This is a genomic window from Limosilactobacillus sp. (assembly GCF_041859915.1).
Lineage (GTDB): Bacteria > Bacillota > Bacilli > Lactobacillales > Lactobacillaceae > Limosilactobacillus.
In genome coordinates this window covers 1-25,335 of record NZ_JBFLGB010000009.1, presented here as the reverse complement: position 1 = coordinate 25,335, position 25,335 = coordinate 1, and the positions used below count along the sequence as shown (strand labels likewise).

General features: G+C 43.0%; 18 protein-coding genes. 15 read left to right on the top strand and 3 right to left on the bottom strand.

Going from position 1 to position 25,335, the window contains the following annotated elements; all coding sequences use genetic code 11:
- Window positions 1-79: 79 nt before the first annotated feature.
- The 6 genes from ACEYV4_RS02635 to ACEYV4_RS02610 all read left to right on the top strand — a co-directional run bounded on the left by ACEYV4_RS02635 (window position 80) and on the right by ACEYV4_RS02610 (window position 8,884).
- Window positions 80-1,645: a peptidoglycan amidohydrolase family protein gene (locus ACEYV4_RS02635; RefSeq protein ID WP_373841891.1), complete on the top strand. Its 1,566-nt coding sequence runs from the start codon at window positions 80-82 to the stop codon at window positions 1,643-1,645.
- A 301-nt stretch (window positions 1,646-1,946) separates the two neighbouring features.
- Window positions 1,947-3,323, top strand: a complete 1,377-nt coding sequence (locus ACEYV4_RS02630; RefSeq protein ID WP_373841890.1) for an NlpC/P60 family protein — start codon at window positions 1,947-1,949, stop codon at window positions 3,321-3,323.
- Between the two features lie 98 nt (window positions 3,324-3,421).
- On the top strand, window positions 3,422-3,997 hold the full coding sequence (locus ACEYV4_RS02625; protein WP_373841889.1) for a hypothetical protein: 576 nt from the start codon (window positions 3,422-3,424) through the stop codon (window positions 3,995-3,997).
- A 90-nt stretch (window positions 3,998-4,087) separates the two neighbouring features.
- Window positions 4,088-5,956 carry a DUF6020 family protein gene (locus ACEYV4_RS02620; RefSeq protein WP_373841888.1) on the top strand — a complete coding sequence of 623 codons (1,869 nt, stop codon included), beginning with the start codon at window positions 4,088-4,090 and terminating at the stop codon, window positions 5,954-5,956.
- A gap of 5 nt (window positions 5,957-5,961) precedes the next feature.
- Complete coding sequence (locus tag ACEYV4_RS02615; RefSeq protein ID WP_373841887.1) at window positions 5,962-6,915, top strand: glycosyltransferase family 2 protein; 954 nt, start codon at window positions 5,962-5,964, stop codon at window positions 6,913-6,915.
- Window positions 6,916-7,093: 178 nt separating this feature from the next.
- On the top strand, window positions 7,094-8,884 hold the full coding sequence (locus ACEYV4_RS02610) for an SEC10/PgrA surface exclusion domain-containing protein (protein ID WP_373841886.1): 1,791 nt from the start codon (window positions 7,094-7,096) through the stop codon (window positions 8,882-8,884).
- A gap of 135 nt (window positions 8,885-9,019) precedes the next feature.
- On the opposite strand, the gene ACEYV4_RS02605 is transcribed toward ACEYV4_RS02610, so the two are convergent.
- The gene (locus ACEYV4_RS02605) at window positions 9,020-10,600 is read right to left on the bottom strand and encodes a peptide chain release factor 3 (RefSeq protein WP_373841885.1); all 1,581 of its coding nucleotides are present in this window, start codon (window positions 10,598-10,600) and stop codon (window positions 9,020-9,022) included.
- Between the two features lie 186 nt (window positions 10,601-10,786).
- Between ACEYV4_RS02605 and ACEYV4_RS02600 the strand changes: the two genes are divergently transcribed.
- From ACEYV4_RS02600 to ACEYV4_RS02580, 5 genes are all read left to right on the top strand, one after another.
- Window positions 10,787-12,145, top strand: a complete 1,359-nt coding sequence (locus ACEYV4_RS02600; protein ID WP_373841884.1) for an LCP family protein — start codon at window positions 10,787-10,789, stop codon at window positions 12,143-12,145.
- Window positions 12,146-12,390: 245 nt separating this feature from the next.
- On the top strand, window positions 12,391-16,653 hold the full coding sequence (locus ACEYV4_RS02595; RefSeq protein ID WP_373841883.1) for a glycoside hydrolase family 70 protein: 4,263 nt from the start codon (window positions 12,391-12,393) through the stop codon (window positions 16,651-16,653).
- 252 nt (window positions 16,654-16,905) lie between these two features.
- A complete protein-coding gene (locus ACEYV4_RS02590) occupies window positions 16,906-17,604 on the top strand; it encodes a hypothetical protein (RefSeq protein WP_289577323.1) in 699 nt (232 codons plus the stop codon).
- A gap of 107 nt (window positions 17,605-17,711) precedes the next feature.
- On the top strand, window positions 17,712-18,830 hold the full coding sequence (locus ACEYV4_RS02585; RefSeq protein ID WP_373841882.1) for an AI-2E family transporter: 1,119 nt from the start codon (window positions 17,712-17,714) through the stop codon (window positions 18,828-18,830).
- Window positions 18,823-20,382 (top strand): hypothetical protein, encoded by a 1,560-nt coding sequence (locus ACEYV4_RS02580; RefSeq protein ID WP_373841881.1) that lies wholly within the window; start codon window positions 18,823-18,825, stop codon window positions 20,380-20,382. The genes ACEYV4_RS02585 and ACEYV4_RS02580 overlap by 8 nt, the downstream gene beginning before the upstream one ends.
- A 147-nt stretch (window positions 20,383-20,529) precedes the next feature.
- Here ACEYV4_RS02580 and ACEYV4_RS02575 read toward each other — a convergent pair whose 3' ends face one another.
- Entirely contained in the window at window positions 20,530-21,240 is a 711-nt protein-coding gene (locus ACEYV4_RS02575) for a MucBP domain-containing protein (protein ID WP_373841880.1), read from the bottom strand.
- A 155-nt stretch (window positions 21,241-21,395) separates the two neighbouring features.
- On the opposite strand from ACEYV4_RS02575, the gene ACEYV4_RS02570 reads away from it, so the two are divergent.
- Window positions 21,396-21,995 carry an ECF transporter S component gene (locus ACEYV4_RS02570; RefSeq protein ID WP_373841879.1) on the top strand — a complete coding sequence of 200 codons (600 nt, stop codon included), beginning with the start codon at window positions 21,396-21,398 and terminating at the stop codon, window positions 21,993-21,995.
- A gap of 104 nt (window positions 21,996-22,099) precedes the next feature.
- Here ACEYV4_RS02570 and ACEYV4_RS02565 read toward each other — a convergent pair whose 3' ends face one another.
- Window positions 22,100-24,319, bottom strand: coding sequence for an AAA family ATPase (locus ACEYV4_RS02565; protein WP_373841878.1), 2,220 nt, complete (start codon window positions 24,317-24,319; stop codon window positions 22,100-22,102).
- Window positions 24,320-24,570: 251 nt separating this feature from the next.
- Between ACEYV4_RS02565 and ACEYV4_RS02560 the strand changes: the two genes are divergently transcribed.
- From ACEYV4_RS02560 to ACEYV4_RS02550, 3 genes are all read left to right on the top strand, one after another.
- Window positions 24,571-24,750, top strand: a complete 180-nt coding sequence (locus tag ACEYV4_RS02560; protein WP_373841877.1) for a hypothetical protein — start codon at window positions 24,571-24,573, stop codon at window positions 24,748-24,750.
- A gap of 142 nt (window positions 24,751-24,892) precedes the next feature.
- Window positions 24,893-25,159, top strand: coding sequence for a phosphocarrier protein HPr (locus tag ACEYV4_RS02555; protein WP_289577332.1), 267 nt, complete (start codon window positions 24,893-24,895; stop codon window positions 25,157-25,159).
- The coding region (locus tag ACEYV4_RS02550) for a phosphoenolpyruvate-utilizing N-terminal domain-containing protein (RefSeq protein ID WP_373841909.1) at window positions 25,159-25,335 on the top strand (177 nt) is incomplete at its 3' end. The genes ACEYV4_RS02555 and ACEYV4_RS02550, both read left to right, overlap by 1 nt.

Genomic DNA, 25,335 nt, shown 5'->3' with positions numbered 1-25,335 from the left:
GAACATCTGCTTTATTTTTTGCTTATAAACCGTTATCATAAATATTAAGTCTTGATTATTAAGGAGGAACTTATACATTATGACACACAAAAAACACTTTAAATTATATAAGAGTGGTAAGAAATGGTGCATAATGGCGATTGCAGTTGTTACAATGGCTTTTGGCATGGCAAGTACGCAAACTGCTAATGCGGATGAAAATACAAATATCGAGCCTGCAACTACTCAAATCAGCAATAATTCAAATAATAACTCAACAGTAAATGCCGTTAGTGATCAAAAGGCTGATCAGGTGACGACAACTACTCAAAACGATGCTCAAGAGCAAACAACTAACACTAATTCAAACGCAAACGTTCAAAACAATGCAAGTAACACTGCTACTGACGGGCAAGCAAACCAAGTAAGCAGTAAGCAAAATGCAGGTGAGCAAGCAGCTGATAATATTATTAGTACACAAACTGTTACGAAACACTCCGCTGCTCCAGATACTCCAGAACAAAAGCCATTCACTGGTTGGAAGAAAAATGACCAGGGAGAATGGACCTTCTACCAGAATGGTCAGGTTGATCAAACTGGACGAAATTACTTATACTTACCAACGATTACTGCTAATGGAGCTGGCAGTGGTTCCAATTGGTATTTAGTTGATAATGGTGTTGTTCAGTCTGGTGTCCAAAAATGGGCTGACACTTATTATGACTTTGACCCAGTGACATACTTACGTGTTAATAACAACTATGTTCAGTCTCAATGGGGCGACTGGTACCTCTTCGGTAACGATGGCCGCATTCAAACCAGGGTTCAAAAGTGGGCTGGTACCTACTATTACTTTGACCCAGTGACATACTTACGTGTTAATAACAACTACGTTCAATCCCAATGGGGCGATTGGTACATGTTTGGCCCTGATGGCCGGATCGCTACGAAGGTTTACAAGTGGGCTGGTACCTATTATTACTTTGATCCAGTAACGTACCTGCGCGTTGATAATGATTATCGTCAATCCCAATGGGGAACCTGGTATCTCTTTGGCGGCGATGGCCGTATTCAAACCGGTGTTCACCGTTGGATGGGTTCCGTCTACTACTTTGACCCAGTAACGTATCTTCGAGTTAACAATGGATGGCGTGAAGGACTTTACTTTGGTGCGGATGGTCGTTTAGTAAATGGCGGCTTTGCTACTCGGGTAATTAACTGGTTCCTGCAACGCGAAGGTCGTCTTACATACTCAATGTATGGATCACGGACCGGGGCAGATGGAACAGCTGATTGTTCTGGCTCAATGACGGCAGCATTGAGATCTGCTGGTGCTTCAGCGCCGCAAATGATTTACAGTACTGAAACACTTCACGGTTACCTGCTTAATAATGGTTATTACTTAGCATACGAGGGTCGTGGTCCAGTTGATCTTCGTTATGGTGATGTTATTATTTGGGGTCACAAGGCTGCTAGTCTTGGTGGAAATGGCCACACTATGGTTGTTACCGGCTCTGGTGATTATCAAACCGTAATTTCTACTTGCTACTTAACCGAAGGAGAACGTGGAACGGCCGTTCAAGAAGTTTACTATAACAATTACTGGAATGATGATGATCAACCATACCAATATGTTTATCGTTTGATTAATCCAGCAAGAAATTAGTTAATTCTAAAAATAGAATGATTTTTAAGCAGTCTGTGTTTGGCCTTCAACGCAGTCTGCTTTTTTAGTCGTAAATATATAAGCTTAGAAAACAACCGGAACAGCGCTCGGAAAGCATTATTGCGTATTTCATTAATATATGTGTGACAAAAAAATTACATTTGTGTTGCAAAGATTATTGTTGGTTAACAAAAGCTCAATTTGCATTGTTTCTTGTGGGATTAACTGGTATTTTAAAAATCGTTAAGTAATTTAAGAAACGTTAAAAACTTCTCACTAAGAAAGGAAAATTTGAACTCTGATGGAAACTAAGAAACATTTCAAGTTATTTAAAGCAGGTAAGAAATGGTGTGTTATGGCAGTCGCAGTTGTTGCAACGATGATTGGCATGACTACTGTTGCTAATGCCGATGTGACTAGTGATGCGTCAGCTAACATTCAGACTGTTCAAGTTGTTGATGCTAATTCTGATGTTAATCAAGTAAGTGCTAGTGATAACACTAATGTACAGTCCTCAGCAGCTGCTGTTTCCAGTGCAGATGTTCAAAGCCAAGCTACTAATACCGTTGCAACAAGCGATGCTACAAGTGCAGAAACTGTTTCTGCTCAACCAGCGGTAGTTACAACGTCTACAGTTACCGCTCATGCTGCTGTTGCACCAGCTGCGCAGAAGAATGGCTGGGTAAATGAAAACAATCATTGGACTTATTACAATAATGGTAATGTTCAATCTGGTCGTAGTTATTCCTACTTACCAACTATTAACGGTCAAGGCCACAGTTGGTATTTAGTTGATAATGGTGTTGTTCAATCTGGTGTTCAAAAGTGGGCCGGTACGTACTACGACTTTGATGCTAAGACTTACCAACGAGTTAATAATAATTATGTTCAATCCCAATGGGGTGACTGGTACCTCTTTAATAACAATGGACAGATTCAGACCAAGGTTCAAAAGTGGGCCGGTACGTATTACTACTTTGACCCGGTAACATACTTACGTGTAAATAATGACTATCGTCAATCCCAATGGGGAAGTTGGTACCTCTTTGGTAATGATGGTAAGATCCAAACCGGTGTCCAAAAGTGGGCTGGTTCATACTACTACTTTGACCCAGTAACGTATTTGAAGGTTACTAATGATTACCGTCAATCTCAATGGGGTAGCTGGTACTTATTTGGTAATGATGGTCGCGTCCTTTCCGGCTTACAACAATGGAAGGGTCAAACTTATTACTTTAATCCTACGACCTTTACTAAAGTTGTTAACTCTGATGTAACTGTTAATGGCACTAAGTATCACTTAGACAATAATGGTGTTGCCAAGGCTGTCAGCAACGTTGATGCCAAGGTTAACCGTGCCTTGTCACAACGAGGTGTTGCATACGTTTGGGGTGGTAACACGCCGGCCGGTTTTGACTGCTCAGGTCTTGTTCAATGGGCATATGGCTTAGGTCCTAACTACCGTACTACATACCAACAAACAACGTTGGGTGCTCATCACTACGACGTCTACAATGCGCCAAAGGGTGCGCTGCTGTTCTTTGGTAGTGATGCTGCTCCATATCACGTAGCTATTTCTCTTGGTGATGGTACTTATGTTCATGCTCCAGAACCGGGCGATGTTGTTAAGATTGGTTACTCTAAGTACTTTAAGCCAAGTTACTTCATTAACATGTAATGTGTTAAGAATTTACATATCTTCAAATTAAAACTGTAGATTCTTGATGGTACTTTGTTATAATGACTTTGACTAAGGAATACGAGGAGAAAATATAAATGAAATTAAGTACTAAATTGTTGTCAACAGTTGCCGCTTGCGGAATGGTACTGAGTTTGGCTGCATGTGGTAATACCACTAAGACTAGTTCTTCAAAATCTGAAGCTGTCCAGAGCAGTAAAGTTACTAAGAAGCATAGTAGTAATAAGGGTAAGACTAGTGAACGTTCACAAAAGGAAAGTTCATCTGGCAACAGTCTTTCTTCACAGAAGAACAGTAACAGTTCTAGTGTTAATGGAAACAATGCTTCATCAAGTAGTGATAAATACGTTGTAACTGCTACTTCAGAAAGTGACATCAGTAGTAATGCCGTTGCTAAGTCTTCGAGCGTTGTTAAGAAGCAATCTTCCTCACAGCAGGCAACCATGAATGCCACTGATGCAAAGAACATTGTAAAGGAACACATTGGTAACCAGCTTAATAATCGGGGAGTTGCTGGCCAATCTACTAGTGATTTACCGTCAATTGATTCTATAGATAGTTATACGACTACCCAGAATGGTACTAATAATTGGACAGTTAGTGGTAATGGACATACTTACCATGTTACTGCTAATTCAGTTACTGGTAACTAATTGCATATGATTATATAGGTTAAATAAGGTATAATAAGTCGGTGTGTGTAGTTGCATACCGACTTATTATTTTAAACTGGGAGAACAAGGATGAGTAAAGTAAAAAAACACTATTGGTTAGTAACATTATTGATTGTCTTGGTTGGAATCAATATTACCTATCCTGCAGATGCAAACGTACCACGTTTTAATAGTAATACATATGAATCTATTCTTTTCGCTTTGTGGGTAATACTAATTTATATGGGAATTATAAAGGATAAGATTAATCGTATTTTAAAATATGATTGGATTATCGGAATCATTTTTTCTACAGTATATTGCCTTACCTTTATTACCAATGGTCTTACAAATAATAATTATTTGTATAGTGGAATCAATTTAGCCTTTACTATTTTTTCTTGGCTTAGTTGGGCAGTCATTTTTACCATTACTTTTACTTATATTAGAAATTACTTTGGAGTAAAAGAAGTTAACAAAGGAGAAGGAACTCCCAAAATCATTAAGATTTGGGCTATATTATCATTAATTTGGATTATATCGATTATCGGTTTCTTGCCTGGCCAGATTTCTTGGGATGGTTTAAAACAATTTTGTGAGTTCGAAGGGACATATGTTCATCAGTTAGGGTTCACATATAGTCCAACCAATCATCATCCATGGTTTACCACAGTTATGTTTGGAACCTTTTTTAATATTGGAAAGTCTTTATTTGGGGTAAACTTTGGTGTCTTTACAGTTATTATTGTTCAGTTTGTTATAAGTAGTCTTATATATTCTTTTGTTATTAGATATGTATGGATGAGAATGGGAAAAATTGGTGGAATATCGTCCTTTATCCTATTTGCCTCACCTATTTTCAGTTCTTACATAGTAACAGTAGATAAGAGTACTCTTTACTATGCCTTCTCTGCCTGGTTCTATCTTTGCTTTGCAAAATTATTTGAGAAACTTAAGGATGGAAAATGGAATTATAAAGATATTTTGTTATATACAATTTCCTCAACTTTGGTAGGACTGTTCAGAAATGATGCATTTTTGATTGTTATTATTGCTACACTTCTTTTGACTTTACTAGTGTTAAAGCAAAAGAAGAGATTAGCCTTTATTTTAGGCTCACTTGTAATTATTTTGGGTATCCATGTAGGATGGAATAATGTTCTGAATAATGAAAATGTAGTAAAAAGTTCCCCTTCGGAAGCATTGACAATTCCAATGCGACAATTAAGTTATGTATACATGACACATCCAAATACCTTTACTAAATCGGAATTAAACAAAATTAATAAGATTACCGCTTTGTCTAAAATAAAAGGTAAGTATGATATAAATAATGGTGATAACTTAAAGTCACTATTTCCATCGGATACTTTTTTGAATAGTGATGAGATAATTAAAGAAGTAGTAGCTGGAAAGAAAACACTAAAGACGACCAGTAGTGAAAAAAAGGCTACCGTTGATTATTTGAAATTATGGTTTATGACCGGAATAAAGTATCCAAATGAATATTTAAAAATTTATTTAGGTGCAAATTCACGATATTTAAATCCATTTATTCAATATGATGCAAGTCTGTTCCTTAACTACTATCCACCTATGCCAGTATTTTTACAACCGTCATGGTATAAAGAATATCATCCATTATTTAATAATAATGTTCGTAACGAGTATCGGCAGATTCTATCTATGATTACGATGACACCACCTTTGGCAATCATTTGTAATCCTGCGGTATTAATGTGGATATCGTTAATTCTTTTGTTTATTTTGCTTTGGCTTAGAGATTGGAAAGGAATAGGATTTTTATTGCCGTTGTTACTTATGTGTATGTTATTTACGGTAGTGTCAGTCAATGGATATACGAGATATACAATAGGTGCTTTGGCTGTTTTACCGATTGTATTTACATGTATTTGGCAAAGAAAGTTTAACTTAGACCAAATGATAAAGGAGAAATAATTGTGATGGATAAAATTGCTGTCCTCATTCCTTGTTACAATGAGGGAAAGACTATAGAGAAAGTTGTGTTGGATTGTCAAAAAGCAATTGCCAATATTCCTAATTCAACAGTTTATGTTTATGATAATAATTCATCTGATAATACAGCTGAACTAGCAAAAAAAGCTGGTGCAGTTGTTAGACATGAATACATGCAGGGAAAAGGTAATGTTATTCGAAGAATGTTTCGGGAAATCGATGCGGAATGTTACATCATGATTGATGGTGATGATACATATCCAGCTGAAGAAATTCCTAAGATGGCTAGCTATGTTCTAGATCAGAAGTACGACATGGTCGTTGGGGATCGCCTTAGTTCAAGTTATTTTGAAGAAAATAAGCGGCCATTCCATGGCATTGGAAATAAACTAGTGCGAGGAAGTATTAATTTCTTCTTTAAAAATGATATTCGGGATATTATGACTGGCTATCGGGCTTTTAGTGCTGAGTTTGTTAAGACATATCCCGTCTTGTCACATGGCTTTGAAATTGAAACAGAAATGAGTATTTTTGCTATTGTTAATAATATGGCAATGGCTAACCATGTTATTGAATATCGTGATCGACCGGCTGGTAGTGAATCTAAGCTGAATACATTTTCTGATGGCTTTAAGGTTTTGCGGCTTATCTTTACTCTGTATCGAAACTATAAGCCTTTTAAGTTCTACGGCTTCCTTTCTTTACTACTACTTATTATTGCAGCAATTGTCTTTGTTCCACATGTATGGATTCCCTATCATTTAACAGGAAGAGTAGCTAATATGCCAACATTAATTGTTTGTGGATTTTGTGTCATTGCGGGAATAATTTCATTTTATAGTGGGTTAATTTTAGACTCTATTCAGCGTCAGGATCGCCGAGAGTTTGAATTTAGGCTTCAAGAAGTACATCATTTTCTGAAGCAAGAAAATAAGCAGTGATTTACTTGCAATTTGGTAGTATTATAATAGTGTTATTTTGTTACTATGTTGGGGAGGAAAAACATGAGATCAAAAGAGCATTTGGGGGAGAATTTTATTTTAATTGAACAAACAGGGCCTAATAAATGGTAAAGTAAAAGGTGATAACTAATTAGTTTTCGAGTAGGAGGAAATGGTTTTGAAAACTAAAATTGCAAAGTTAGCAATGCTAGCAGCGGTATCGACTGCGGCAGGATTGATGCTGGGTGGCGTCAATGTAAAGGCCGATACTACTGCTAATAATAATCAGTCTGCTATTCAACAACAGGTTAATAGTACGAGTAACTATACTCAGAATAATGTTCAATTATACTCTAATAATTTAGCTCAGGCGCAAACACAAGCGGCTAGTGCAGCTGCCGTTAGCGTTCAGAATATTAATATTCCAGCGGGATATACTCTGGACGCAGTCAAAAATGTTCAAAATAGTGAGCAGGCCAACGAGCTGGAGAAGACATCCGTTAACGGGGTTTACAATAATAACTATCAGCAAGATCCCGGTGCCGAACAAGAGACCGTTGATATTAGCAGCTTAACACCGGAAAAGACGATTCAAATGAATCAATATGCGTTGAATTTGGTTAATCAGGTACGTTATGAATTAAAGGCACAACCACCATTTACTCAGAACCAGGATTCAGTTAATACCGTCAAGGGAATGGCCAATCAATACCAGGAAAAGGGTAAGAGCCTTTTGAAGGGTGATTGGCATGATGAGGATATTCTTCAGGGGCATGCGGAGAATATTTCTGCCTTTCAGATTTACATTGACAATGTTTCTGGACTACGGGCACGGCCGTTTGATGAAGCGCTAGGACGTGATTTTGCGAATACCGATAGCGTCCCGCTATTTAGTGTTAATAACATGGACGATCTGCAAGCTATGATCTACTATGGGGTTACCCTGATGCTCTTCAAGGATGCAGACGACAATTTTGGCCATGCTCAAAACTTCCTGACGAATTATCAGCCAATTGATCGGATGTCAGTTTACCCATCTCTTACGGAAGGAACTGGAAAGGGATATTATTCTGATGGGACTCCTCTTACATATAAACTTCTGAATGTTGATATGCATTTTATCTGGGCTGGGGCAAACCAGACAGGAGCTAATCAACCAAGTGATAATAACGTTACAGGCTGGCGAATTTCCAGTGATGGTAACCACTACGTTTATTATAAAGACAACCAGCCATTAGCAGGGCGCCAATATGTTTCGCTGCCGACAATCAATGGTGTAGGGACTAGTTGGTACCTTGTTGATAACGGTGTTGTTCAATCTGGTGTACAGAAATGGGCCGGAACCTATTATTACTTTAATCCGCAGAACTATTTGCGGGTAGACAATGATTATGTTCAATCCCAATGGGGCGATTGGTACCTCTTTGGTAATGATGGCCGAATCTTAACCGGTGTACAGAAGTGGGCTGGATCCTACTATTACTTTGACCCAGTAACCTACTTGAAGGTAACAAATGATTATCGTCAGTCGCAGTGGGGTAGCTGGTATCTCTTTGGTAGCGATGGTCGAATCTTAACCGGTGTACAAAAATGGGCTGGATCCTACTATTACTTTGACCCAGTAACCTACTTGAAGGTAACGAATGATTATCGTCAATCTCAGTGGGGCGATTGGTACCTCTTTGGCAACGATGGTCGGATCCTAACCGGTGTACAGAAGTGGGCTGGATCCTATTATTACTTTGACCCGGTAACCTATCTGAAGGTAACGAATAGCTATCGGCAGTCTCAATGGGGCGACTGGTATATGTTTGGCCCGGATGGTCGGATTGTTAGTGGTCTTTATAATTGGTTAGGCAACTTATACTACTTTGATCCGGTGACCTATCTTAAAGTTACTAATCAATATGTTTATGTTGGCGGTGTCCGTTACTGGGCAGATGCCAATGGGTATCTCAGCCGTGCCTAGTTAATCTAATGTGGTTAAATCATGAGACTATTATTAGTCGTTAAATAAAATGAGTTCTTACGCAATGAAATATTGTGTGAGAACTCATTTTTATTATCTTATAAATTAATTTATTAACTATTTAATTAATTGCTTTTACAGTTTAGCCTTCAACTTAACGTCTGGATATTTTTGCTTGAACCAGTTCTCGGCAAACTGGTTTTCAAACAGGAAGAGTGGCTGGTCATGGATATCCTTAACCAGAATATTCCGGGATGAGGACATCTTCTCATCCAGCTGGGCAGGATCAATCCACCGCGCTGTCTTGTGACCCATTGGTTCCATGATGACATCAGAATTGTATTCGTTCTTCATCCGGAACTTGAACACTTCAAACTGCAGCTGACCAACGGCCCCTAAGATGTAATCGTTAGAAGTGTAACTCCGGTAGAGTTGCACCGCCCCTTCTTGAACCAGTTGGTTGATCCCCTTGTGGAAAGACTTCTGCTTCATGACGTTCTTGGCAGAGACCCGAACGAAAAGCTCCGGCGTGAACTGCGGCAGCTTTTCAAATTGAATATTCTTTTTACCGGTGTAGATGGAGTCGCCAATTTGGAAGTTCCCGGTATCGTACAGCCCGATAATGTCACCGGCCACCGCCGTCTCGACATTCTCCCGGGTGTCGGCCATGAACTCGGTCACGTTGGAAAGCCGGAGCGGCTTCTGGGTCCGGGACAAGGTAACGTCTATCCCCCGGTCAAACTCACCGGAGCAGATCCGGACAAAGGCAATCCGATCACGGTGCCGCGGGTTCATGTTGGCCTGAATCTTAAAGACAAAGCCGGAGAATTCTTTATCTAATGGCTTGACTACCTCACCGTCTTCAGTCTTGTGGTCACCCGGTGCCGGTGCAAACTGCAGGTAGTTCTCCAAGAAGGTCTGAACCCCAAAGTTAGTCAGGGCTGAACCGAAGAACACAGGAGTCTGGTCACCACGGGCAATCTTGTCCCGGTCAAGCTGGTTCCCAGCCACCTCGATCAGTTCCATCCCGTCGAGGGCGTCCTGCCATTCACCAGCGCCGGCCAGCGGGTTGTCACCCTTAACCTTGCCATCGTCATCCAGTGGCAGGTATGGGTTATCTGGGTCCGACGGGTGCGTCAGGGCAACCCGACGATTAAAACGATCATAGAGACCCTTAAACTGGTGACCAGAACCAATTGGCCAGTTCATCGGGTAAGTTTCGATGCCCAGCACGTCCTCAACCTCATTCAGCAGATCGAGTGGTTCCCGGGCATCCCGGTCGAACTTATTCATGAATGTGAAGATCGGAATCCCCCGCATCTTACAGATCTGGAAGAGCTTCTTGGTCTGAGGCTCGATCCCCTTAGCAGAGTCAATCACCATGACCGCAGAATCCACCGCCATCAAGGTCCGGTAGGTGTCTTCAGAGAAGTCTTCGTGTCCTGGGGTATCCAGGATATTGATCCGCTTGCCCTTGAAGTCAAACTGCATAACAGACGAGGTAACAGAGATTCCACGCTTCTTTTCGATCTCCATCCAGTCGGACTTAGCGAAGTTCCCGGTCTTCCGGGCCTTAACCGTTCCGGCTTCCCGGACAACGCCCCCGAAGAGCAGGAGCTGTTCAGTAATCGTCGTCTTCCCGGCGTCAGGGTGCGAGATGATCGCAAAGGTCCGTCGCTTATTGACTGCTTCAGCGAGTTCTTTAGTTGATTTCATCGATAAAATCCTTTCATATATAGTATTCGCGAAATATCTCTACTATATTAATATAATTTTTTGTTAAAGTCTAACTTTCCAAAAAGTTACAGAAAGGTTAAACTATATATATTGCATTGAATTTACATTGACAATTTTGCTATATTTGATACTGTTAGAATTTATTTGGTCGAGGTATTAATCTTTATGGATAATAATAATCACCGCGAATCCCGCGAAGAGTACCGGAAACGGATGGAGGAGCGGATTCAAAAGCAGGTTAATGAAAACCGCCAACGTGAACAAGAAGAACAGGCTGAGGAACCGCCACGTTATCAGCCGAATGATAACTACCAAGAGCCTCAGGATAACTTTGAACCGCCAGTTAAGCACCATTACCGGATGCCTAACTGGATGCGCGCTCTCATCTGGATCTTGATCATCTTGGTTGCCTTGGGTGGGTTCTATGAATATCACAAGATTCACTCAGCGGCCAATGGGATGTTCGCTAATGGCGATGGAAAGATCAGTAAGAAGCTGCAAAAGGGTGAACCGGTCTCCGTCCTTGCAATGGGGACCGATGTTGGTGCCCTGAACCGGGGTAATAAGGGTGGTAACACTGATTCAATGGAACTCTTCACCATTAACCCCAAGAAGCAGACGATTACGATGACCAGTATTCCGCGTGATATTCTGGTCCGTGTCAACACAAGTGATGGCCCAGATTACGTTAAGCTCAACGCTGCCTATTCGATCGGCGGACCTAAGCAATCAGTTAAGCAGGTAGAAGAACTGCTGGGCGTTCCAATTGATTACTACGCAGTCATTAACATGGGTGTTCTCGAGAAGGTCGTCAATTCTGTCGGCGGGGTAACTGTTAATAACCCGTTTGCCTTTGATTATGAAGGCCACCACTTCAAGAAGGGAACGCAACACTTGAATGGGACCAACGCCCTCAAGTACTCTCGGATGCGGTATGATGATCCAAATAATGATTACGGTCGGCAAAAACGGCAGCAGCAGATCTTGCAAAACGTTATCCAAAAGTTCAAGACATCTGGCTCAATCGGTGCTGCCAATAAGATTCTGGATGCCGTTGGTGACGGGGTCAAGACTAATATTCCAATCGATGATATCGCGACCCTTTACGGGAACTATCATGGTGCTATGAACAACGTCAAGACCTACCACTTCCAAGGGCAGAACGCAACCATCGATGGAGTTTCCTTCCAGATTGCTAGTCCAAAGGAAATCAACCGGGTTTCTAAGCTGGTTCGTAAGCAGCTTGGCCTTCAACCGAAGACAGTGGTTAACCACGAGACTAAGATGTACAAGTCACAACCAAACTTTGATGGTTACAACAATACTGACTTCATTCTGCCTGGTGGCGCTTCCTATAATGATCCGGGTAGCGGTAACGGTAGTGACTACGTAACTAGTTCACATTCTTCGTCTCGAGCATCTAGCTATGATGAGAGTGAGGGAGGCACCAGTTATGGTCGACAACAATCAGCGGATAGCCTTTACCGGGCTTACCGGACGCCTTCGTATTCTGTAAATTACTAATAGTAGAAAAATTTGAATAAATTAAGTGTCTAACAAGCGTTGAGAGTGCGTAATGCAAAATGTCTCCTACATAAATGTGGGAGGCATTTTTTGCCATAAATAAATCTTTAATTATAAAGATAAGCAGAATTGTCAAGATGAACGATTATAGTTTAGTTCAGTGAATATTGAAAACGTTACCTTTTTGAGCTATATTTATTTCGTAATTAATTAAATAGGTCTTAATTAATTGGAGAGGAATAAAAATGGAAATAAAAAAGCATTTCAAATTATACAAAAGTGGTAAACAATGGATAACAGCCGCAGTCGCTACCGTTGCAGCAGGAATGTTGCTAACAGTTGGGGGAAACACGGCTAATGCGGCAACGAATACTGACGAGTCGAGTAGTGATGTTGCAGCTTTAAATGTGGTAAATAACGAAGCAACTGCGCAGAGCGACAGTGGCAATACGCAGAATAGTAATAGTCAACAAGCAAATAAGGCATCGCAAACTGCAGATACTCAAACTGCCCAAGACGTTGCTTCTAATGCCAATATTACAAATCCACAATCAGCTGTATCAACTACAAATGGTGAGCAGGAAAAGGCAACAACTTCATTCCGTTTGGCAGGTGACAATGTCCAAAGCGGTTGGAAGCAAAATGACCAGGGACAAAATGTGTATTACCAAAACGGTAAGCCACTATCCGGCTTGCAATATGTAAGCCTGCCTACTATTCCACAAACTGGGGCTCAAGGCAGTACTAACTGGTATCTAACTAATAATGGTGTGGCTCAGTCTGGGGTTCAACAATGGGCCGGAACGTATTATTACTTTGATCCAGTAACGCATCTCCGTGTTGATAATAATTATGTTCAATCACAGTGGGGATCGTGGTACTTATTTGGACCAGATGGCCGGATCCGAACAGGCGTTCAGCAATGGGCTGGAACTTACTACTACTTTGACCCAGTAACTTATCTCCGTGTTGACAATGATTACCGTCAATCACAGTGGGGGTTATGGTACATGTTTGGTCATGATGGCCGGATCGTTACTAAGGTCTATCCATGGGCCGGATCTTACTATTACTTTGATCCTTCCACCTATCTCCGTGTTGATAACGATTATCGTCAGTCACAGTGGGGCGACTGGTACTTATTCGGACAGGACGGCCGGATTCAAACGGGTGTTCAACGCTGGGCTGGGACGTACTACTACTTTGACCCAGTGACCTACCTTCGTGTCGACAATGATTACCGTCAATCTCAGTGGGGAATGTGGTACATGTTTGGTCACGATGGTCGGATTGTCAGCGGCCTGTATAAGTGGAGTAAGAACAATCAGTGGTACTACTTTGACCCGGCAACTTACTTAGCGGTAACTACTGATTACATCCAAGCAAATGATGGTAACTGGTACCTCTTTACGAAGGACGGAACAGCTGCCAGTCGTGTTGCTCAGTGGGCTGGAACTTACTACTACTTTGATCCAGTGACCCACCTTCGTGTCGACAATAATTATGTTCAGTCCCAGTGGGGATTATGGTACATGTTTGGTCCCGATGGCCGAATTGTGACGGGACGCAAGGAATGGTATGGTAGCTACTATTACTTCGATCCAACAACCTACCTTAAGGTTACTAATAAGTGGGTAGATGGTAAGTACTATGGTCCAGATGGTGCCCAAGCTATCTCTACGCTGATGAATATTGACAATCATACTTACTACTTTGATGATCAAGGGCAGCAGATTGCCAACCAATTTAAGACGGTCAATGGGAATACCTACTACTTTGGCAACGATAAGGCAGCCGTAACCGGCCAGAAGTGGATCAATGGTAAGCTGTACAACTTCAGTGATAATGGTATCCTACTGGGCAATCGTTACGGAAAGATTGAGAATGGTAAGCTAAATATCTATAACGCCGATGGTTCATTGATTAAGACAGTCGCCGAGGGGCCATGGGAAAACATTGCTTACAAGGAAGATTCAAGTGCAATTAACAACGTTGACGGATACGTCAGCTACACTGGCTGGTACCGGCCATATGGGACGAGTCAGGACGGCAAGACTTGGTACCGGACTAGCGTAGCAGATTGGCGGCCAATTCTGATGTACGCATGGCCAAGCAAGGATGTCCAAGCTCAATTCATTAAGTATTTTGTCAACCATGGCTACGTAAACAGCAACTATAATTTGACGGCAGATACTGTCAAAGACTTATCTAAGGATACTGCAACCAGCAAGTTGGATGACATGGCACAAAACTTACGATATGTTATTGAACAACACATCGTTGCAGCCAAGGGAACTGGTGCATTGGCTAATGATATCAATGGCTTTATGGCTACCGTTCCTGAATTGTCTAAGGATTCGGAGTTGTCAGTGGTTAACAGCCGTGGCTATGTTCCGGATCCCAGCGGTACTGTCTACGATGATCAAATTACCTTTGTTAATAACAACTCTAAGAATCAAACAATTGGTAATACGAGCTATGCAGACAGTAATTACCGCTTAATGAATCGAACCGTTAATAATCAAGCTGGTAATGATAATAGTGACAATAGTTTTGAACTTTTGGTTGGTAATGATATCGATAACTCTAATCCGGTCGTTCAAGCAGAAAACCTTAACTGGGAATACTTCCTGCTGAACTACGGTAAGTTAATGCATTACAATGCTGACGGAAACTTTGACGGTTTCAGAATTGACGCTGCGGATAATATTGATGCAGATGTTCTGGATCAGGCTGCACAACTGATTGATAGCATGTACAAGACCAAAGGTAATCAGGCTAACGCTAATGATCACCTGATTTATAACGAAGGTTACCATTCTGGAGCTGCTCAAATGCTGAATAAGAAGGGCAACCCGGAGCTATACATGGATTCAGGTTACTTCTACACGCTTGAAAATGTTTTAGGTCGGGCTACTGGTCGTGACAATATCGGTAATCTAATTACGAATAGTGTCGTTAACCGGCAAAATGACGTTACTGAGAACCAGGCTACGCCAAATTGGTCGTTTGTAACTAACCATGATCAGCGCAAGAACGTCATTAACCAGATTATTATTGATAATCACCCTAATACGCCAAATATTATGAGTGACGGTTACAAGGCTGAGTATGCTCAACAAGCATGGAAAGAATTCTATGCAGATCAGGCCAAGACAAACAAGAAGTACGCTCAATATAACCTGCCTGCTCAATACGCTCTGTTACTGAGCAACAAAGACACGGTTCCTCAGGTTTACTACGGTGACCTGTACGATGAGACCAATCAATACATGCAGACAAAGTCGATGTACTATGATGCCATCACGGCTTTGATGAAGGCCCGGAAGGAATATGTAAGTGGTGGCCAGACCATGACTAAGATTAATGATCACTTGCTTACGAGTGTTCGTTATGGTAAAGGAATAGTAGATGCAAATGATTCTATCGCGGATCCTGTTGGTCGAAACTCAGGGATGGCAGTAATTGTTGGCAACGATCCTCAACTTGCTTCTCAATTTATCAGCGTTAATATGGGGAAAGCCCATGCTAACCAAGAGTACAAAGAGGTAATTGGAACAACAGATACTGGTCTATCTTACTCAGCACCAACCATTCGGACAGATGAAAATGGTATCTTGAAGCTTAATGTGAAGGGTTACAGCAATCCTTACGTTAGTGGATACCTGAGCGTATGGGTACCGGTAAATGGCGGGAATGATGTGACTACCAAAGCCACAGACATTGCCAATAATGGAAATAAGACTTACTCTTCTAATGCAGCATTAGACTCACACATGATCTATGAAGACTTTAGTCTGTTCCAGCCAGAACCAACATCCAAGAGTGAACACGCATACAATATTATTGCTAACAACGCTGCACTCTTTAACTCACTGGGAATTACCGACTTTTGGATGGCACCAGCTTACACGCCGCTTGGAATGAGCAGGTACAACGAAGGTTATGCAATGACTGATCGTTACAACCTAGGGACGGACGCCAACCCAACCAAGTACGGAAGCGGTGAAGAATTAGCCAACGCTATTGCTGCTCTGCATGCAGCCGGGTTGAAGGTTCAAGAAGACTTAGTAATGAACCAAATGATGGGTTTCTCTACCCAAGAGGCCGTCACGGTTACACGGAGCAATAGTTATGGAAATCAAATATCTGTTGATGGCAAAACGTTTGCTAACCAAATTTACTTTGCATACACTCGTGGTGGCGGTAAAGGCCAGGAAGAATACGGTGGTAAGTACTTGGCTGAATTACAACAGAAGTACCCAGAACTGTTTACAACCAAGGCAGCATCCACTGGCGTTGCCCCAGACCCATCAGTTCGGATTACTGAGTGGAGTGCCAAGTACGAAAATGGTACGTCACTGCAAAATATCGGGATTGGTTTGGCCGTGAAATTGCCTAATGGTGAGTATGCTTACTTGAATAGTGATTCAAATAAGGCATTCCCTACTACTCTGCCAGAAGCAATGTCATCGGCAGATTACTATGCTAACCTTGAACAAAAATAAGGTAGACTTATTCTGGACGTTTATTAATTAGTCCCAAAGGTCTCCTACACTTTGTGGGAGGCCTTTTTGGTTAGCGAAAAATCTTACGTGAAGATTAATACTTAAATTATATTTTCGCTTAACTGCTTTTTTAGTGTTAAAATGAAATAAGGCTTAGTCTATTTAATTATTGCTTTCAACGCCTTGAAAGTGCTAATTATCCATGATACGATTTAAATTGACTTTACCGGTAAATTTAGGGAGGAAGTCTGTATGGAAAGATTTTTCAAGAAAACTATTGTGGGGATTGCAGCATTAACAACCTCCGTATTTCTTACCGCCTGTGGACAGCAAGCAGCTAGTCAACAATCTAGTCATAGCTCATCGAATACGCCTTCAGCAGAGAGTGAGTCAACGAGGGCTTACCATTCCGCTGAGCATTTAATTCGTCAAGGCGAATATAAGGCAGCTTCAAATAAGCTTAGCGATGTAAATCATCGTTCCCAACAGGTCAACAACTTGAATGCCGACTTGCATAGTTACATGAGTGCTAAGAAATCATATAACAATGGTAACTATGATAAGGCAAGCAGTAACTTGTCATCTCTGAAGTCCAATAGTTCAGCAATGCGTGGCGCATATACTGACTTGCAGAACAAGATTTCAAATGCTGAGAAGGTAAGCTCAAGCAGCAGTTCTGTTGCAAATAGCGCATCAACGAGTAGCGCTGCAAGCAGCTCAGCAACTAGTCAGACTACTACGGCTAATGAAACCAGTACTAGCGTTGTTAATAGTTTTGCCAATAAGATGGGCTTTGATAATAACAATGGCTACTCCATCACGCCAATTAATAAAGACGGAAACAACTACCGCTTTGAAGTTCGGCAAAATAACAAGGATAATACCGTTGCCAATATGGTAGGTATTTATCAATACAATAGCCAGACCGGCACAGCCACTAAGGTTCAATAAAATAATATCAGAGCAGGTGAACAGTCCGTACCAGGCTAAATGGTATGGGCTGTTTGTCTGTTTATAATTGCTTTTTTAGAGATTAAAAGCAGAAATGAGGATATATAATGTCTAGTCAAAAATTCTACCATTGGCTGTTCTGGCCATTGGTTCTTCTCGTCATTGCGACGTTAATCTTTGTCTGTACAAAGATCCAGTTTATCTTCAAGCCCTTTTTGACCTTCATCTCGGTAATCTTCGTGCCGCTGATCCTGTCGGGCTTTTTATATTACATGCTGAACCCGATCCTTAAGTTGATGATGAAGGTACGGATTGGCCGCTTCCATTTTAATAAGGGAATTGCGAGCCTTCTCCTGGTGGTACTGCTGATTTTGATTATTGTCGGGGGATTAGCAATCTTGATTCCGCCGGTGGTCAAGGAAATTACCAGTCTGGTGACTCATTTGCCACAGACCGCCACTGGGATCCAGCGCCTGCTGAACAATACGATTCAGCACTCACCGTTCAAGAAGGTGGACCTGAACTCCTACTATCGGCAGTTTGACCACCAGCTGGCCAAGTATGCTCAGATCGTCCTGAAGGGGCTATCGTCACGGGTTGGCGATATTATCGGGATGGTTACCAACATCACAGTGGTTACCATTACCGTGCCCGTGATGCTCTTTTACATGCTTAAGGACGGTTCCAAGTTGGCGCCGAGCGTGCAGAAGTGGCTGTCACCACACCACGCTAAGGAAGTTGACCAGCTGCTCCGCAAGATGAACGATACCCTGTCCTCTTATATCTCGGGGCAGGTAATTGAATGTCTCTTTGTTGGGGCCTTTACCTCGATTGGTTACCTAATCATTAAGCAGCCAATGGCCCTGGTCCTCGGCATTGTTGCCGGTCTGTGCAACATTATCCCTTACATCGGACCTTATATTGGGATCGCTCCGGCCCTGTTCGTTTCACTGACGATGGCACCCAAGAAGCTGATCCCAGTGATCATCGTGGTCCTGATTGTTCAGCAGATTGATGGGAACATTGTCTACCCGAATATCATCGGGCGCAGTCTCAAAATTCACCCGCTGACGATCATCCTGCTCCTGCTGGCGGCGGGGCACATTGCCGGCATTGCGGGGATGATCCTCTGTATTCCAACCTATGCGGTGGTCAAGACCGTCTGTGAATACTTCTTTGATATCTATCGCATTGAACACCCAGTAAAGGATGGTACGGATGAGTAGATTTTGTAGAAAATACGGTTATATAGGGTTATTCGCTATTAACGCATTACTCTTGTATGTATATCTTTTTAAGGCACGAGTAATTCCACTAGGCTGGGATACACAGTTTCACTTAAACCGAATTGAAGAATTGTATAGAAGCATTCAAAGCGGCCATCTTTTTTCTTCTACGGGAACCTATACTTTTTCCAGCATTGGCCTTGCCATCAATAGATTTTATCCATACCTGTTTTTATATTTATTTGCTCTACTGCGATTTATTTTAGATCCAATTGTTGCTTATAACCTCGGCTGCTTTTTATTAACATTAGCTTCTTTACTCATTTCTTACTTTTCAATAAAGAGCCTTACTAATTCCAAGAAGACGGCCTTTTTGTTTAGTATTCTTTATAACAATAGTGGGTATTTGTTACTGCAGATAAGTATGCGTGGGGACATCGCAGAATATATTGCTTTGTTATTATTGCCCTTGATTTTTTTAGGTGGGGAGCGAATATTTGATTCGTGGTCACAACAATGGCTATGGCTTCCTATAGGGATGGTATTGGTTTGCTATACCCATATATTATCTGTCATTTTATTCGCATTCTTTTTAGGGTGTGTATATTTATTAGAGTATAAACAAATTAATTTACTTGTCGTTAAACGTCTAATTATTAGTGTTGGCATTACAATACTATTTTGTTTACCATTACTGATTACGATGCTTCGAGCACGTGAAAAAGCTTCTGTAATTGTTCCTATTGTTCCAGATGTATTAATTAATGAGGCTGTTAGTCCAAGTAATTTATTATATAATTCTCTAAACAACGCTAGTCCTAATAGTCTTTTAGATGTTAACTTGGGATTGGTAATTGTTCTTGCAGGGATAACTGGTGTAGTAGCATTTAGACTACGAAATAGGGAATTAAGAATTATTGAATCCCTGGGGATACTTTTCATTTTTTTGGCGACTAATTTGTTTCCATGGTTTATTTTTCAGAATACACCACTACATGTTATTCAATTCCCATGGCGCTTTTTAGGCCTAGCCACTTTCTGCTTCTCGTTGGTGCTTGCAGAATTATGCAGTAGAAAACCTCGTTGGCTTATTGGGTTGATGGCATTTCTGATTTGCATGATTAGTTTTACTTATATGCATCAATATCTCTATAATTCGCCAGCTGTTCAAAAAATTAGTAATGATAGTGATTATGAGCGGGTCTCCACGAGTGCGGTTTATACCGATTATATGCCGACTGAAACCTTAAAAGGCATGGATCACGCTAAAGTATTCCGTTCGGAACTGGATGTTCATAAACATATTGCTAATGTGAATGGCTGCCAAGTAAAATTACCCCAAAAGAGTATTGTTCCAAAGTATAATGCAATTCAATATAGAGTTACAGGATTAGAGAAGGGAAAGACTAGTAGGGTAGTATTACCGGTATTAAATTATGGGGAAAATCATTCAACGCATGGTATAAAAACACAAGTATCAGCAAGAGGCGAAACGGTAGTTACTTTTGTGCCTAAAGGTTCAAACCAGTTGATAGAAGTTTATGTAAAATAATAGTCTAATATTATTTAGTACTCATGCTCAGTAAAAGATACTTTGATGTGTCAAAAAAATATAATTTGAAGATGTGAGGCTAAAACAAAGGCGCTGACCAATATTGTAATAATTAGTCAACGCCTTTTTAGTTAGGAATAAGTATCCTTATTCCTCCTCATCAATCTTCACATAATTCCCAGATACATACCGCTTGTCCCCAATCTCATACCAGGTCAGCTGGTTATCGCTGAGCTTGTTGGTGAGGGTAACTTCCTGGCCATCGTCAATCTTGTCCACGCGGTTTCCATATGGGGCATCGTAGATATCGATTGCCTTGCCGGGGATGTAGTCAATAGTGGCCTTGACGTTATTGAGCCGGAGGACGGTCAGCTGGTTTTCCAGACGTGAGGGGATCTTTTTCTCGCCTTCGAACGGATTGTCGACGATATGCATCTTTTCGTACTTGATCCACTGGTCAGCACCGATCTCGTACCAGAATTGCCCATCCTTGGTGGCGACCCGCTGGAAGGCCTTGATGATAATATCCTGTGGCAGCGGTTGGCCGACCGGCATCCCCTCGACAGTATCGTAGACGACCGTTGGGGCCTCCAGCTCCAGATACATATCTATGTCCTGGACTTCGCCCCATGACTTCTTACGGTAAAAGATCTTGACGTTACGCTGGGTCATGTCAAAGGTCCCGGTAAGCTCGCCTTCAGCCTTAACATAGTCGTAGTTGGGGAATTTTTTCTGATCAACCTGGTATTCTTCGCCAATGCGTCCCCGTAGCAATTGGGGAACAATCAGATTAGCGCCAGAATTAATATCGACATAATAAACCCAGATTGGGTTGCCCGTTTTAAACTTTTCAAACATATTTTCACCCCGATAAAGATACTATTTCTTTTATTATACCGCTTTTTATTAGCCGTCACGCATTCCCTCTGCTATTTTTAACCACCCTTAAAATTAGCCAAGCCACCCCTGATCTGGTAGAATTTAGCTATTCGAAACGAAAGTGAGGGAAGAGAATGACACGGCACCAACGCATCCGGCGGAATACGCTACGGGCAATCTTCATGGCGATTATCATCCTCCAGGACCTGGTTCCGTTCTTCGGCAACATCCCCCTGGGACCGCTGAGTATCACCACCCTCCACGTCACGGTTATCCTGGCGGCAATCACCCTCGGGCCAGGGGAGGGGGCAATCATCGGTGGTGTCTGGGGTATCCTGACCTGGGTTCGCGCCTTCGTAGCACCGACGAGTCCGCTCGCTCCGCTGGTGTTTACCAATCCGCTGGTGGCCATCTTCCCGCGGATCATGATCGGTGTGGTGGCCGGCTACCTCTTCCGTCTGGTTGTCCATTACAGTCATTCCCAACGCTTAGCGGCGATCCTGGCAGCGGCCGCCGGAGCCATCACGAATACCGGCCTGGTCCTGGGACTGATCTACCTCTTTTATCGGACGCCCGCCGTGGCCCACGCTTACGGGGTGAACGTTAGCCACCTCTTACCGGCCCTGTTGGCGATCATGGCGACCAATGGCCTGGCGGAGCTTCTCCTGGCCGTCATCATCGTGCCGCTGATCGCGTTGCCGGTACTGGAGGTTCGGCGCCGCTTGGGACAATAACAAATAAAGGTATCATCCATAATAAAAACCCGTTCGGAATATCATTGTACGTATTCCGGACGGGTTATCTATTTATTAGGGGACCGGTGTTGCGGTTCCTTTATTTAGTCTTCTTGCTTGTTAACGTCGCTGGTAGTGGCAGGAGCCGTAGCTGCAGTTACGGTGATGTTGCCATCGTCGTCGAGCTTAGCGGCTAGCTGCTTGACGTCATTGTGGTCAAGTACGTAGTCAGCGATCCGGTCTTCGATCTGTTCCTGGATGACCCGGCGCAGTGGACGAGCACCCATCTTTGGATCGAAGCCGAGGTCAACCAGCTTGGCTTCGACGTCTTCTGGGACATCGATGTGGAGACCACGGTCGTTGAGCATCGTGTTGACGTCGTTGATCATCAAGTTAACGATCTTCATCAGGTCGTCCTTGGTGAGGGCGTTGAACTGAACGATGTCGTCGAACCGGTTAAGGAATTCCGGCTTGAAGTAGTTGGTCAGCTTGTCAATGATGGAGTGGGTGTTGCCGCTGGCCTCGGCACCGAAACCAACACTGGCAACGGCATCCCCAGTCCCGGCGTTAGACGTCATGATGATGATCGTGTCCTTGAAGGAAACGGTCCGGCCTTGTGAATCGGTCAGGCGGCCGTCATCGAGGATCTGCAGGAACATGTGCATAACATCTGGGTGGGCCTTTTCAACTTCATCGAGTAGGATCAGACTGTATGGGTGCCGTCGAACTTGTTCGGTCAATTGACCGGCTTCCTCGTAACCAACGTAACCAGGAGCGGCCCCGATCAGCTTAGAAGTTGATGTCTTGTCCATGTATTCGGACATGTCGAACCGGATCATAGCATCCTTGGAACCGAAGAGCTGCTTAGCAAGCTGCTTAGCGGTTTCGGTCTTACCGACACCAGTTGGGCCGACGAAGAGGAAGGAACCAATTGGCCGACCAGACTTGTTCAGCCCAATCCGGTTCCGCCGAATGGCCCGGGCAATCTTATCAACCGCCTCGTTTTGGCCGATGACGTGTTCCTCAAGCTTCTTGTCGAGGTCCCGCAACTGGTTTTCTTCTTGCTTCTGAAGGCCGCCGACAGGGATGTTGGTCTTCTCTTCGACAATCTTTTGCATGTCAGCAACCGTAACCGTAGCGGAGTCCTCAGTGTGGTTTTCTTCCGCTGCCTTCTTGGCCTTCTCCAGCTTAGTAACTTGGTCACGGTAGAAGGCGGCCTTTTCGTAGTCTTGGTTGTCAACAGCTTGCTGCTTGTGGGCTTCAGCCGTGTGGATCTCATTTTCAATCGTGTTTGGATCAGCCATCTTCAGAGTGAGGTTCTTCCGGGAACCAGCTTCATCGAGCAGGTCGATCGCCTTGTCCGGCAGGAACCGGTCCTGGATGTAACGGTCAGAGAGCTTAGCAGCGGCCACGATGGCGTCATCCGTGTACTTAACGTGGTGGTAATCTTGGTAACGACCCTTGATTCCGTTAAGAATCTTGATGGTTTCCTCGACGGATGGTTCGTCAACCTCGACTGGTTGGAACCGCCGAGCGAGGGCGGCATCCTTTTCAATCTTCCGGTATTCGTTAAGGGTCGTGGCCCCGATGAGTTGGAAGTCACCCCGGGCGAGGGCTGGCTTCAAGACGTTACCGGCGTCCATGCCGCCCTCGGCATTACCGGCCCCCATGATTTCGTGGATTTCGTCAATGAAGAGGATGATGTTCTGGTTCTTCTGCACTTCCTGCATCAGTTGCTGCATCCGCTTTTCGAATTGGCCACGGATTCCCGTGCCTTGAACCAGGGAAACGACGTCGAGCCGGATAATCTCCTTGTTGGCCAGCTTTTCTGGCACTTCACCAGAGACGATGGCCTGGGCGAGACCTTCGACAACGGCCGTTTTACCAACCCCGGCTTCCCCGATCAGGACTGGGTTGTTCTTGGTCCGCCGGTTGAGGATTTCGATGACCCGCTTGATTTCGTTGTCCCGACCGATCACGGGGTCGATCTTGCCTTGGCGAGCCATGTCGGTGAGGTTGATCCCGTATTGACCGAGAACTCCCTTGCCGCCGCGCCGGCCGCCTTGACGTTGGCCCTGGGCACCGGCAGCTTGACCGTTAGCACCAGCAGCTTGGCTTTGCATGTTGTTCATTGCGTTCATGAAGTCTTCGAGGCTTCCAAAATTGAAGTTATTCATTCCGTTCCCCCCGTTCATCATATTGGTTTGAAGGTTTTGTAATTTTTGATAGCAATCTTGGCAGAGGTCGATTTGAACCCGCTGACCATTGAAGTTCATCTGTAGGTGAATCGTCGCGGGATTTTGATGACAATTTTGACAGAGCATCTAATAAAATACCTCCTTAAGAAGTATGGGTGAAAGGTCGGAAATTGTTTGACCTTTCTTGACCATTGATTACATTATACTTACTTTTAGTCGTAAAGCAAGTCAGAAGTACTGACTTACGAAAATCCTAAAGACTTGGCGGCGTACGTAACTGTTCAATGTCTATTTAGATTTTAGCACTCTTTATATTAGAATGCTAAAATGAGTGACCCGGAGTTGATTTATGGTAGAATTCTGGTGGAGGTAATAATATGGAGAACTTTGAACAGCAACTCGACGACCTGCGCGCCGGAAAGATCGACCACTTCGAGATTACCCCGGAGAACTTCCAGGAGTTCCAGCGGGTCTTCCACACCTATCCGTACCGGACCCAGATCGAAGGTAAGGCCAATATCGGTGGTAAGATTACCTATCATTTGCGGGAACGTTAAGGAATTCGCTAAAAGGGTGAGTTAAATTTTCCATGATCTTGTATTTAACGCTTACAATTGCTAAAATATACGTATCGAGGTGTATCAGAGGTGTATGGCCGCTGATAATTAAGTAAATCTGCTCGAAGGAGACTGATTAAGTATGGAAAAACGTGACTTTACAATTACTGCTGAGACTGGTATTCACGCACGTCCAGCAACGATTTTGGTACAAACTGCATCCAAGTACAACTCAGATGTAACCCTGTCCTACGAGGGCAAGAGCGTTAACCTGAAGTCCATCATGGGTGTTATGTCTCTTGGTGTTGGCCAAAACGCTGACGTTACCATCACGGCTAACGGTGACGACGAGAAGGAAGCCTTAGATGCCGTTGCTGAAACGATGAAGAAGGAAGGATTGACTGACTAATGTCTTTACTACTAGATGGGTTGGCAGCGAGTAGCGGAATTGCCATCGCTCCTGCTTACCTATTAGTAGGGCCAGATCTATCCATTAAGAAACAGCATATTGCTGACAAGAATCATGAAGTCGCTCGGCTTCGTGATTCTTTTGCTTTAACCACCAAAGAACTGAAGGCTATCCGG